The sequence below is a fragment of the Mesorhizobium sp. M0292 genome (genome assembly GCF_040321695.1).
GTDB lineage: Bacteria > Pseudomonadota > Alphaproteobacteria > Rhizobiales > Rhizobiaceae > Mesorhizobium.
Window position 1 is genome coordinate 1 of sequence record NZ_JAMYSB010000040.1, and the last position, 12,760, is coordinate 12,760.

At 59.9% G+C, this 12,760-nt stretch carries 10 protein-coding genes; 8 read left to right on the forward strand and 2 right to left on the reverse strand.

Features of this window, described 5'->3' with window-relative positions; translation table 11 throughout:
- The first annotated feature begins 367 nt into the window (after positions 1-367).
- Both NKI96_RS31350 and NKI96_RS31355 read left to right on the forward strand, forming a co-directional pair.
- A complete protein-coding gene (locus NKI96_RS31350; protein WP_023681029.1) occupies positions 368-1,846 on the forward strand; it encodes a M10 family metallopeptidase C-terminal domain-containing protein in 1,479 nt (492 codons plus the stop codon).
- 87 nt (positions 1,847-1,933) lie between these two features.
- The gene (locus tag NKI96_RS31355; RefSeq protein ID WP_023670889.1) at positions 1,934-2,146 is read left to right on the forward strand and encodes a DUF768 domain-containing protein; all 213 of its coding nucleotides are present in this window, start codon (positions 1,934-1,936) and stop codon (positions 2,144-2,146) included.
- A gap of 79 nt (positions 2,147-2,225) precedes the next feature.
- Here NKI96_RS31355 and NKI96_RS31360 read toward each other — a convergent pair whose 3' ends face one another.
- Complete coding sequence (locus NKI96_RS31360) at positions 2,226-2,951, reverse strand: AAA family ATPase (protein ID WP_352807669.1); 726 nt, start codon at positions 2,949-2,951, stop codon at positions 2,226-2,228.
- Between the two features lie 341 nt (positions 2,952-3,292).
- Here NKI96_RS31360 and NKI96_RS31365 point away from each other — a divergent pair, with 341 nt between their 5' ends.
- Genes NKI96_RS31365 through NKI96_RS31385 form a run of 5 tightly spaced genes read left to right on the forward strand, consistent with a single transcriptional unit; the run spans position 3,293 to position 10,922 of the window.
- Complete coding sequence (locus NKI96_RS31365; RefSeq protein ID WP_023815051.1) at positions 3,293-6,043, forward strand: non-ribosomal peptide synthetase; 2,751 nt, start codon at positions 3,293-3,295, stop codon at positions 6,041-6,043.
- Positions 6,040-7,020 (forward strand): NAD(+) synthase, encoded by a 981-nt coding sequence (gene nadE, locus NKI96_RS31370; RefSeq protein WP_280790677.1) that lies wholly within the window; start codon positions 6,040-6,042, stop codon positions 7,018-7,020. Before NKI96_RS31365 ends, nadE begins: the two co-directional genes overlap by 4 nt.
- A 6-nt stretch (positions 7,021-7,026) precedes the next feature.
- Positions 7,027-9,054, forward strand: coding sequence for an asparagine synthase (glutamine-hydrolyzing) (asnB, locus tag NKI96_RS31375; RefSeq protein WP_352446271.1), 2,028 nt, complete (start codon positions 7,027-7,029; stop codon positions 9,052-9,054).
- A complete protein-coding gene (locus tag NKI96_RS31380) occupies positions 9,044-10,600 on the forward strand; it encodes a class I adenylate-forming enzyme family protein (protein ID WP_023753026.1) in 1,557 nt (518 codons plus the stop codon). Before asnB ends, NKI96_RS31380 begins: the two co-directional genes overlap by 11 nt.
- Before the next feature lie 55 nt (positions 10,601-10,655).
- A complete protein-coding gene (locus NKI96_RS31385) occupies positions 10,656-10,922 on the forward strand; it encodes an acyl carrier protein (RefSeq protein WP_023670883.1) in 267 nt (88 codons plus the stop codon).
- 54 nt (positions 10,923-10,976) lie between these two features.
- Here the strand turns inward: NKI96_RS31385 and NKI96_RS31390 are convergent, their stop codons facing one another.
- Positions 10,977-11,669, reverse strand: coding sequence for a N5-glutamine methyltransferase family protein (locus NKI96_RS31390; RefSeq protein WP_023689767.1), 693 nt, complete (start codon positions 11,667-11,669; stop codon positions 10,977-10,979).
- Between the two features lie 486 nt (positions 11,670-12,155).
- On the opposite strand from NKI96_RS31390, the gene NKI96_RS31395 reads away from it, so the two are divergent.
- On the forward strand, positions 12,156-12,527 hold the full coding sequence (locus NKI96_RS31395; RefSeq protein ID WP_023670881.1) for a response regulator: 372 nt from the start codon (positions 12,156-12,158) through the stop codon (positions 12,525-12,527).
- Positions 12,528-12,760: the final 233 nt, after the last annotated feature.

Below are 12,760 nucleotides of genomic sequence, written 5' to 3' on the forward strand. Positions count from 1 at the left end.
CGCGAGCACAAGAAGCTCGCTCTGCGCCAAGCCGCATGACCAGCATCATGGCCGCCCCATTTTGCAGAACTTGACGCACACAACCGCATTTGGGCGGTGGCTCGCGCAACCCAAGCGCGCATTGGCCGATTGCCGCCACTGCAAACGCACAAGGCGCTCCGGCAGACTTCCTGCAATGCTTTCGTTGCAGGCTTGAGCACCCCATACTTGGATCATCTACATACCTCTGCGTAGCATCGAGGCTGTTGTGTTTTCCGGACGATGATCAAAGATTCTATCAAGGGACGCCGGTATTTGATTTGTCGCTAATGGATCCTTTCCCTAGGCAGGTGTGGGGCGCCTACCGAATCGGACGAAGGGTATGTCAATGACAACACTCCATTACGCCTCGGGCGGGTCGGCCTCCGAGGTCGCGAAAGCCGGATTCAATCTTGTTGATGTATCTTCCTTGGACCAGCTCAACGCCTTGCCGGCCGGCCAGAAAGGCCTGGTGTGGCTCAATGAAGCAGATGGTGCAACCTCCTCCTTTATCCAGAAGGTCACGCCCTTCATCGGCAATCCGAAAGTGTTTGGCTTCTTCCTCGTCGATGAGCCGGACCCGACCGGCAAATGGGGAACTTATGCCACCGCCGCTGATCTGAAGGCGGAGTCAGACTGGATCCACAGCCACCTGCCCGGCGCCAAGACCTTCATAACAATGATGAACATGGGGTCTTCCGCTAACCCCGACTTTTCAAACACCTTCAATCCTGCCAACACGCATATCGACTATTACGGCTTGGATCCCTACCCGGTACGGACCGGAACAAGCACGATTGATTACAACATGATCGACAGGACTGTGGCGGCGGCCGTCGCCTCGGGCATCCCGCTCAGTCAGGTCGTTCCCGTGTATCAGACCTTCGGCGGCGGCGACTGGACGACCGACACGGGCGGTCGCTATGTCCTGCCCAGCGTTGCTCAGGAAAAGACCATGTTGGACCACTGGGCCAAGGTAGCGCCTTCGCCGGCCTTCGACTATGCCTATGCTTGGGGTTCTCAACAGGGCGACACGGCGCTTGAGAGCTCGCCGACGCTGCAGGCTCTGTTCCTTCAACACAACCAGAGCACCGCAAGCGGTCCTTCGGCCAGCGAACCGACGCCGCCGCCTACCAGCACAGCGCCTCCGCCCACAAGTGTCCCTCCGACCAGCACCGGCGATCACATTTTCTACGGCACGGGTAGCGCGGATGTGCTTCGCGGCACCGCTGGCGCGGACACGATGATGGGCCGCGGCTACAACGACACCTACTATGTCAACAACGCCGGCGACAAGGTGGTGGAACTGCGGCACAGCGGCAACGACAGCGTGCTGGCATCGGTCAGCTACGCGCTGTCGGCCGGCTCGCAGGTCGAGCATCTTGCGACCACCAGCAAATTGGGAACTGCCGCCATCAAGCTCACGGGAAACGAATTCGCCCAAACCATCGATGGCAATTCCGGGAGCAACACTATCAACGGCGGTGGCGGGAGAGACGTTCTGACCGGACATGGCGGCAACGACGTCTTTGTCTTCGATTCGGCTCTCAAGGTCGGCAATATCGACAAGGTCACCGATTTCAAAGTGGGCCACGACAAGATCCAACTCGACCACACCGTGTTTGCCGGCCTGCATACAGGCGCCCTTCCCTCTTCGGCGTTTTACGCCGGCAGGGCCGCGCACGACAGCGGCGATCACATCGTCTATAACAGCACGACCGGCGCGCTTTCCTTTGACAGCGACGGCTCGGGCGGCGCACATCAGATCCAATTTGCCACTCTATCGCCACATCTGGCTCTGACGGCGTCCTCGTTCATCGTGACGTGACCGTGGGACGTCAGCCTGAGCAAGATGGTCTGACGTTCTTGAATATGGCTGACGGAACCAAGAAGCCCCGCCGAGCTTGTACTTGGTATGAGCGCGCGCGGCATCGAATTCCTGCAGAAATGGGTAGAGGATAAGATCCCACTCTACACCAAGGCCGATCCGGCTCTTGCGGCGAAACTTGCGGACCAAGCAACGGCGGATGCCATCAGAGCGGGAATCCGCCCCGAGGAAATCTCTGAGGAAGTCGGAAGCATGTTGACGACCATGCTCGAAGTGCTCGATCAGCACGATTCGACATGATTGCGCGCTTGGCGGCAGATGCTGCCCGGCTTGGCGCCAAATGCATAAATGTGTCATGGATCATAGGTCATGGGCCAGCCTAGGCAGCATGACCAACATGCTCTCCCAGAACGCGCGCGACGATCCCGTCCACGTCGTGAGGTTCAGCACCATTGACTTGTATCAACGGCCATCGGTCCTGGCGCAGGCACTCGCCGACCTCTCTTGAGATTTCGGCCTGCCTTAATCCTTTGTCCACGCCAAGTTCGAACAGCATAACCTCGAGGAGCGGTTGCTGCGCATGCCTATCCACAAGACGGCGGCGTAACGTTTCCTGGGGCGCGTCGAGTTGCACAACGAGATCCGGCCGCGGCAGGAACGCCAGGCACTCGCGGACCGCGTCGAGGCTTGGAGTTCTAGCCAGCACACCCAGCGCACACAAAGCCTGAATCATGCCCTCTTCGAAGATGAAGCAACCGGGCGACTCCCGCGCTTGGCGCCAGGACTGGCACAGTTGGGCGATGTCGACCTTCATTCGCCATGACCACACGCGGCTTCGAAGAGGGATCGATGCCAGAAGCCGGGCCGCGACACTGTCCTTTGGCAAGGTCGACAGCAAGATAGGACCGGATGTGGCAATCTTTTTGCCAATTCTTCCTATGCCATGGCGGATTTCCGGAGCGTCATCCTGAGCCGATCCAGGTTCAATCAGGCGATACCCATTTACTGTCTTCACATTGATGCCGTGTCTCGCCAGCCCTTGGCAGAGGCCGCGAAGCAGCGTGGTTTTACCCGCGCCGGGCGGCCCAAACAACTCGATGATCATATGCTCAAGCGTCTCCGAACGAGCAGTCATTCCCCTACGGATCAAGCTTAGCCGGATTTCAGATCACACCAACGTTCATTTGAATGATTGTTCCAGTCAGTGAATCTGGGCACCGAGCCCGGATTCTAGCGGAGATGCCGATCGCTCCGTTCGCCTGGGCAAGCCGTCTTGCGCTCGACGGAGCTTGCAAGGAAAAACGACCGGTGCTGGACACAGATGGCAAAACTTCTGAAGGACGCTCGGGAAGCGCTGGCTAGGCAAGATCGAGGCATCATCCGAATGATTGATGAAAAGATCTCCGCGGCGAGCGATGTTCGACCGTCAGCTTGGCGGGGCCCTGAATGTCCTCAGTGTGTTTGCATTCGGAAGTGGCAAATCAAAACCTACAGGTGGATCTGCGACCCACCCGAAAGTGGTCAGTCGTTCCCGAATATGATCTTGACCAAGGGGGGCCAGTCTGGCGCCGTTACCGACAGATGGGTGCCAAATTTGCGGACACTCCAATCTTCGACCACCTTGGAGATGTCGCCAGGCGGTATCCTGACAAGCTCGCAATCAGCGACGGCGCGAACCGCCTGACTTTTTCTGAGCTTTTCCGGGCGGTCGAGACGCTGGCAACTCATATCGCTGCCGTCGTCCCCGAAGGGCAGGCCATCGGCATCCTGCAAGCAAACTCCGCTTGGTATCCTGTGGCGATGTTGGCGACCATGGCGGCGGGACGGCCTTCGGTCCCGCTCAACACAAGAGATCCCGCCTCTCGCATTTTCGATATAGTCAGTGCCGCGGGGCTCGGCGCGATTATAGGCGCCGAAAATGTTCGCCCGGTCGAATTGGCCCAAGAGATCGTCTGGATCGAAATTGCGGCCGCCGTGGCGTCCAACGATCAACACCCAGAACAGCAGCATAAGCCCCCTATGGTTTCGGTCGATGCGCCCGCATTGGTGCTTTACACTTCGGGCAGCACCGGGCGCCCCAAGGGAATCGTCAACAGCCAACGCAGCCTGCTATGGCGGGTCCGGCAATATGTCGATGCGTGCCATATCAGCGCGGATGACGTTTTCCTGCCGCTGACCGGGCCAGCCACGATCGCCGGTTGCCGGGAGATCTTTGCGGCGCTGCTGACGGGCGCCACGTTGCATCTTCTCGAGGTGGAGGCTGTCGGCCTGCGCGCTACGCGCGCTCGATTGCAGTCCGAAGGTGTGACGATCGCCTATCTTGTGCCGGCACTGCTTCGAGCCCTCCTGGCTGAGGCGCCCGCCGACGCTTCCTGGCCGCTCAGAGTGGCCCGGATCGGTGGGGAGAAAGTGTCATGGATGGACATCGCTTTGCTGCGCAAAGCCGTTTCGGACCAGTGTCTGATCCAGATCGGCTACTCATCGACTGAAACCATCGGTTCGCAATGGTTCTTGCCGCCTGACTGGCCCGAGCAAGACGCGTCGGTTCCCGTCGGCAGGCTGCTCCCTGGTATGACATTCGCTATCGTCGACGAAGCGGAGCGCAATGTAGGGCCAGGCGAAAGTGGAGAGCTTCTGATCAAAAGCCGCTATGTCCTGCTTGGTCATTGGGAGAACGGTGTGGTCGTTCCCGCGCAGCCGGACCCCGACGATCCCGAGGCTCGGCTTTTTTCGACCGGGGACCTCGTTCGGCTCGACGATGATGGCATCTTGAGGATCGTCGGCCGCAAAGGGCGCCAGATCAAGATCAATGGTCGACGCATCGAGCCCGCCGAACTCGAACGGGTCTTGCGTTGCGCGCCTTCGGTGGCGGATGCCGTGGTGATGGTAACGGCCGCGCAGGAACTCATCGCCTTCGCGGTTCCCCAGCGCTTCGCAGGCGGCGCTTTTGCAGACGACCTTCGCCAGCTCCTCAGAATGACCTTGCCGGCACCATTGCGTCCCTTGCGATTGCACCCCGTTGACGCAATCCCACGCCTGTCGGGAGGTAAGGTCGATTTGGCAACACTGGCCGAGATAGATCGTTCGCACGGAAGGAGGGCGCGAGTCGCCCGGTCGTCCACTCTCGATGCTCCGCCCGCCGGAGGAGCAAAGGACACGCGTCAAATAGTGCAGCACGCGTGGACGCAGGTTCTCAACACAGGCACTGCCACGGGAAACTGGGATGATGCTGGAGGAGATTCGCTGCAGCTGCTGCACTGCGTGATGGCGATCGAAAACGCCATCGGGCAAGAGCTGGGCCTCGAAGCATTCACCGTCGGCATGAGCTTGGACGAGATGGTTGAGGCGGTCGTCTCTGCACGGTCGGGCGAAGGGCGCGAAAAGAAGCACCACCCCCCGGTTCTTTTCCTGTTTCCAGGGTCCGTTGGCTATGGTCCGAGCCTGGCTGCGTTCGCAGCCGCCATAGGGAAAGTCGCCCGTGTAAACCCGATCCGATATCCGAGCCTTGCGGCGATACTGGACGGACACAACACCCTCAGCGCCATGGCTGGCGCCGCACTCGAGCAGATAAGCCGCATCCAACCTGCGGGCCCCGTGCGACTTCTCGGCCATTCTCTGGGTGGCGCGGTTGCATTCGAGGTTGCCGCACGGCTCATGAAGGCCGGGCGAACGGTGCGGTTCCTGGGCATCCTCGACACGAGCCTTCTGGACGAGCCGAGCAACCATTGGGAGACACTTACCCGTACGTTCTATCGTATTCGCACCAACCGCATATCCGCGCATCGGATGGCTTGCAGAGCCCTTGCGAAGATCACCGTCGCCGTGGGCGGCGAAGCGCGTCTGGCCAGGATTCTGGACAGATTTGCCAATGGAGAGTTCAACCCGACGATCTTCAGGACCAAACTGGAACTGCAGGAGGTTTTAAGGGCGAAGTCATTCTTCCAATGGCTTGAGGCACCGAAACCGGCTCTGCCCCTCTCCGGTACCTTGTTCCGATGTCGCAGGGAGGGAATGCCGCGGGCCTTGGGCTGGGACAGCGTCTTGGCACACCTGGACGTCATTTCGATCACGGGCAGCCACATCGACCTTGTCGTCGAACCAAACCTTGCCACCAACCGTCCGCTTATCGAGACGGCCATCGTGCAGACCTATTCCCCCGCCGAATCTCGCAAAAGGGAGGACTTGTCATCGACATAATTCCGGAATTCAGCAAGGACATGCTGACGCTCGATGCCCGCGCGGAGGTCGATCGCATCGTTGACACCTTGCGCACTCAGGTTCTCGGCACCCTGCATCGTCGCGGCGTGGTTGTCGGTCTTTCCGGCGGTATCGACAGCTCCGTCGTCGCGACCTTGTGCATGCGCGCGTTCGGGAAAGACAAGGTCCTGGGACTGTTCATGCCGGAGCGGGATTCTTCCGGCGACTCCCTGAGACTTGGCCGCCGCGTCGCGGCACAGCTTGGCATTGAAAGCGTCCTTGAGGACATAGCACCGGCACTGGAGGCCATTGGGGCCTACCGCCGGCAGATCGATGCGATCCAGACCGTCGTTCCCGACTATGGGGAAGGGTGGAAATGCAAGCTGGTGATCGCGTCGGTTCTGGAGAGCAGCGGGCTCAATATAACCCGCCTCACGGTCCAGGATCCGCAGGGTAAAGTAGATACCGTGCGTCTGCCGCCAGCTGCCTATCTGCAGATCGTTGCTGCGACAAACTACAAGCAGCGCCTGCGCAAGATGACGGAATACTATCACGCCGACCGCCTCAAATACGCGGTTGTCGGCACTCCAAATCGCCTCGAGTACGACCAGGGCTTTTTCGTCAAGCAGGGCGACGGAGCCGCCGACGTGATGCCGATCGTTCACCTTTACAAAACCCAGGTTTATCAACTCGCGGAATATCTCGAGGTGGATGATGAAATCCGGCAGCGGCCACCGACCACCGACACCTTTTCCATGACCCAAAGCCAGGAAGAATTCTATTTCGCGCTGCCCTATCACCTGATGGATCTATGCCTCTACGGCCTGAACCACGGGGTCGCCAGCAATGAGCTCGCGGCGGTTGCTGGCCTCACCGAGCCCCAGCTTCAGAAAGTGTTCAAGGACATCGAAGCGAAACGAAGGGCGGCCCACTATCTTCACGCGCGGCCTTTGCTGTCCGCCGAAGGCGGAGATTGACCGAGCATGTGCGGCATCGCTGGAATCGTGGCGCTGAATGCCACAGCGGCTTCTCCTTCGCGGCAGGCGCTGATGCAGATGATGGGCGCGCTGGCGCATCGCGGTCCCGACGGGCGCGGTCTCTACCGGGACAGACGCGCGGGGCTGGCGCATGTGCGCCTGTCCATCGTCGATCTTTCTAGTGGCCAGCAGCCGATGGCGGATACAGGCGATACGACGTGGATCGTGTTCAACGGCGAGATATTCAACTACGTCGAATTGCGTGAAAAACTCACGGCACTCGGCCACCGCTTCCGAACCCGCAGCGACACGGAGGTCGCGCTGCACGCCTATCGTGAGTGGGGAGAAACGGCCTTCGAGCGGATGAACGGCCAATGGGCAATTGCGATCTGGGATTCAGTGGCCAATCGTCTCATATTGTCGCGCGACCGCTTCGGCATTTGCCCGCTGTATTTCAGCGAGCATGCGCACCGGCTTTATTTCGCCAGCGAAGTGAAAGCCATTTTCGCGGCCGATCGAACCATACCTCGCGCCCTTGATCCAGCCGGCATCGATCAGACGTTCACGCTCTGGACGGTCGTTCCGCCGCAAGGAGTTTTCCACGGAATCAACGAACTCGAGCCGGGTCATGTCCGCATCTATCAGGATGGCACCGTTCGTGAGCGGATTTTTTGGCAGCCTTCCTATCCCGACAAGTTCGGATCGCGGCAGGGCGAGTTCACCGGGTCCAGCGATGACGCGGTGGACCGCGTGTCTAGCGCTCTTGAGGCCGCGACGGCGCTCAGAATGGTGCGCGCCGACGTGCCTGTCGGGTGCTACCTCTCCGGAGGGCTGGACAGTTCGCTTGTGGCCACGCTCGCGAGGCGCTTCGCGGGCGAGCGCTTCCAAACCTTCTCCTTGCGTTTTGCCGACGCCGAATATGACGAGACCCGCTTCCAGCGAATGGTTGCCGAGGCGACCGGCAGTGAGCACCATGAAGTGGTCGTTTCGCGCAGAGATATAGCCGGAATCTTTCCGGAGGTAATCCGACACACCGAACGCCCGATACTGAGGACTGCCCCGGCGCCACTCTTCCTGCTCTCGCGCCTGGTGCGCGAGCGTGGAATCAAGGTCGTGCTGACCGGCGAAGGCGCTGACGAAATGTTCGCCGGCTACGACCTGTTCCGCGAAGGCAAGGTCCGCCGCTTCTGGGGGCGCCACCCGACTTCGACACGACGCTCTCGGCTCCTGGAACGCCTTTACCCCTATCTCACCCGCTCGCCGGTGCAACAGCAGGCGATGGCGCGTCAGTTCTTCGGGCGAAATATTCAGGCTTACGACGCGCCGGGCTTTGCTCATGAAACCCGCTGGCAAACCACCAGGGCCATCAAGCGCTTGTTTACGGCCGATATGCGGGCTCGAACGCAGGGCCGCGACGCCGTGTCCGAGTTGCTCGCCCGTCTGCCCGCGCAGTTTGCCCGTTGGAGTCCCCTTGCGCAGGACCAGTATCTCGAGGTGCAAACACTGATGTCGGGCTATCTGCTTTCCTCGCAAGGCGACAGGATGCTGATGGCTCACTCCGTCGAGGGGCGCTTCCCGTTCCTGGACGATGAACTTGTGAGGCTCGCGAATTCGCTGCCACCCTCCTTCAAACTCCGCGGCCTCGACGAAAAGCACGTGCTGAAGCGCATGGCGGCACCCATCCTGCCCTCCGAGATCGTAGCCCGCAAGAAGCAGCCCTTCCGCGCGCCCAACGCGCTTTGCTTCGTCGGCGCAGACGCTCCGGATTACGCTCGCGAGGCGGTTTCGCAGGCGGCCCTGCGCGAGGCGAATGTCTTCGATCCAAAGGCGGTCACGCACCTGCTTGCCAAATGCCAGGCCAGAACTGGCGATGGCGACCTGTCCAATGCCGACAACATGGCGCTGGTCGGCGTGTTGTCGACCCAACTTCTTCATCAGCAGTTCGTCGCGGGTTGTCCCAGTGCAACGCTCGAATGCACGCTCAGCGTCGACGTCGACTGCGAACATCGGGAAGAGCGCCTGTATGTTGCATGATGCCGTACCACTGCTGCATGACTACCTCGCCCATTCCGCCGTCCGACACGGAAGTAAGGTGGCGCTGGTGTGCAACAGGCAGCGTGTCACTTACCTCGAACTCGAAACGCGAGCCAACGCGATCGCCTGGGACCTGTCCGCATCCGGAGTCGTTCGCGGTGATCGCGTGATGATCTTCGCCGACAACACCGTCGAGACGGTGGTTAGCTTCTGGGCGGTGCTAAAGGCGAATGCGGTGGTGTGCATCGTCAACCCGCTCACCAAGAGCGACAAGCTCGATTATCTGCTCAACGACTGCCGGCCGACGGCGCTCATCACGGACGGCCATCTGCAAGCGATCTTCCGCGAGCCGGCGCGCGGCTGCCCGTCACTTCTGCGGGTGATCGTATCGGGACCGATCGACGACGTCGAACTCGCCCAGCTGCCGTTTGCCGTGCGCTGGGACGCCGCCCTCGCCAATGGCGCGGATACGCCGCCGGCACGGCAGTGCATCGATGTTGATCTGGCAGCCATCATCTACACGTCCGGGTCGACGGGCGAACCCAAGGGCGTGATGCTGACGCACAGAAACATGATGGCCGCGTGCGCGTCTGTCGCTTCCTACCTGGCGATTGCCGAGGACGAGGTGATCCTCAATGTCCTACCCCTCGCCTTCGATTATGGACTGTACCAGATGATCATGGCTTTTCGTACCGGCGCCCGGCTGGTGCTCGAACGCTCGTTCGCTTTCCCGGCACAGATCCTCGGGTTGATCAGGCAGGAGGGAGTTACGGGCTTTCCCGGCGTGCCCACAATCTTTGCCGCACTCTCCGAACTCAGGTCCCTCAAAGACCAGGATTTCTCGAGCATCCGCTACGTCACAAACACTGCGGCAGCCCTACCCCTCAAGCATATTTTCATGCTTCGCGAGCTGTTTTCGAGTGCACGCATCTATTCGATGTACGGTCTCACCGAATGCAAACGTTGCACCTATTTGCCGCCAGAGGACCTCGAGCGAAAGCCATTGAGCGTAGGGATCGCAATCCCGAATACGGAGATGTGGATCGTTGACGAGCATGACAGGCGGATAGGCCCAGGCGTTGTCGGCCAACTCGTCATTCGCGGCGCAACGGTGATGAACGGGTATTGGGGCAAGCCCGAGGCAACGGCCAGGAAACTCAAACCCGGCCCGCTGCCCGGCGAGCAGGTCCTATACACCGGCGACTACTGCCGGATGGATACGGAGGGTTACCTCTACTTCGTTGGCCGTGGGGATGAGATCATAAAGTCGCGAGGCGAGAAGGTGGCGCCAAGGGAAGTGGAAAATGTACTGATGGACATTCCAGGAGTCCGAGAAGCGGCTGTCATAGGTGTTCCCGACGAGCTCCTCGGGCAAGCGGTGAAAGCTTTTGTGGTGATGGAGCATGGAAGAGCCATTGGCGAAAGGGAACTGCAGAAGGAGTGCCAGAAGCGTCTGGAAAACTTCATGGTCCCGAAATCCATCGTCGTTGTGGCGAACCTGCCGATGACGGACACGGGAAAACTCAAGAAAACGGCGCTGTCATGATACGGGGCCAGAACCAAGTCGCTGATTTAATGGTGACGCCACGGAGGACGAATTCATGTTGACCATCAAGGAACGCACCGGAATCTACAGCGAGCAGATTCGTAGTTTCTTGGTTTCGAATTTCTACGTCAGCGACGTCAAGGCATTGCTGGATGACGCATCCTTGCTCGATCAAGGCATTGTCGACTCGACGGGTGTGCTTGAGATTATCGGCTTCATCGAGGAGACCTTTGGCATTACCGTCGAGGATAGCGAACTTCTGCCTGAAAACCTCGATTCCATCCAGGGGATCGAGCAATACATCATCCGCAAAATGAACTGATGGGTAAGCGTAACGCCCAGAGCAGCCCCGTATTTGGTCTGATTGTCGCAGGATTCATGCCTGCGTCTTGACTTGCCCCAGAACCACCCGGCCCTCGCCCGCTTCGTTCGAGACCGAACGGATGTTCTCGAATGCCTTGCTGCGTTCCAGCAGACCCGCTACCTGTCGGTCTTGGCCAAGCCCGACCTCGAAGAGCAGGATGCCGCCACGCCGCAGGTATCGCGGTGCGTCTTTCAGTACGCGCATATGAATGCTCAGGCCGTAAGGGCCGGCTGCAAACGCCTCGCGCGGCTCAAGCTCGATCAGATGGGCGCGGTCGCCCTCGAGCCGCTTTTCAGAAATGTAAGGCGGATTGCAGACGATTACGTCGATAGTTCCGTCTAACCCAAGGCCGATGAGAGAGTCGAACAAGTCGCCCTGAAGCACCGAAAGACGCTCAGCCATGCCGTGATGTGAGGTGTTGCGGCGTGCCGTTTCGACGCATTCATCGGTGAGATCGCTTGCCCAGACAAGGGCGCTGGGCACATGGTAGGCGATCGCGCACGCCAGATTCCCAGTGCCGCAGCACATATCAACTATGCGCGGAGCCGGCAGGTTCATCTGATGCAACACACCAAGCGCGGTCTTGCCGAGCAACTCGGTCTCAGGTCTGGGGACGAGCGCACCGGGCGAAACCAGCAGTTCAAGTCCCATGAACATGGCGCGGCCGGCGCCATAGGCATCAGCTACACTGAACTCTTTGCTCATGGCCGACCCCATCGCTTGATCTCCCCAGTATAGATCTGCGGCGCTCATGCGCCAGCCAAACCTGCTCCGAAATCATGAATTCTCAAGCCTTTCCTTCGAAAAACTGCAGGCACAAACTCGGTGCATCGCACTTCTGACGCTCATTGACCGATTGCAATCTCAGGTCGCCAAAGATGGAGAGAGAGGTGCTGCTCATGCTTTGAAGAGCCAATGGCGCGGTACGGCGGCTTTTAGATTTTGTGGATGGTGGAGAGGGGTAAACGCCTATCCAACTCTGATGGAGCGGAGGCGCGGACCGCAGCTCCATTGACGCGCTAATCTTCGGCTCCGGTAATTCAGCAAGTGGTCGGTGGAAGCGCCTCCGCTCCAGCATCAGCCTCACCTTGCTGCATGGAGAGGTTACCTATAGGTTTGCGGACATGTCGAAACAACTGTCCGAAGGTCTCGGATCGACATCTCATTTCCGGTCAATCGCAGAGAGGGGCCGTGAGCGAAAGCGTGAGTGTTCTGATTGTTGAGGATCAATGGCTAGTCGCGCAGGACACTGCCGCGCGGCTGCGTCGCGCCGGTTATCAGGTGGTCGGACCTGTGCCGTCGGTATCCGCCGCTCTGCGTCTTGTCGAATCGGACAAGATTGACGTGGCGTTGCTAGACATCCAGCTGAACGGTGAAACGGGTCTGCCGGTGGCGAGGATATTGCAGGCGCGAGGCATCCCCTTTGCCTTCTTGTCGGGATTTGGCCCCGCCGACGTTCCCGCGGCTTTCCGCGACTGCAGATTCCTGCCGAAGCCGGCAACCGATGCTGTCATCCTTGCTGCTGTCAGCGAGTTGGCGTCCCTGCGCACAGCTTCGCGCTGACATTCGCTCCGCCGCATTATTACCGGAGTTGCGCCCTGGCGACCTGGTAGGCCGGACGAGGTCAGTCTCACAAAGGGCAACATTGGCGCTTTGGCCATGAGGACGGCGGACTACGACCGGCGAGGACGGAAATTCAGCGTTCAAAAAGCATCCGCCGGGGTTCCACTTCTCGGCCTGTTGGCGGCGATTTGGACTTAGGTCCGATCCCGGTCGCCAGAGGTCGGATTGCGGAA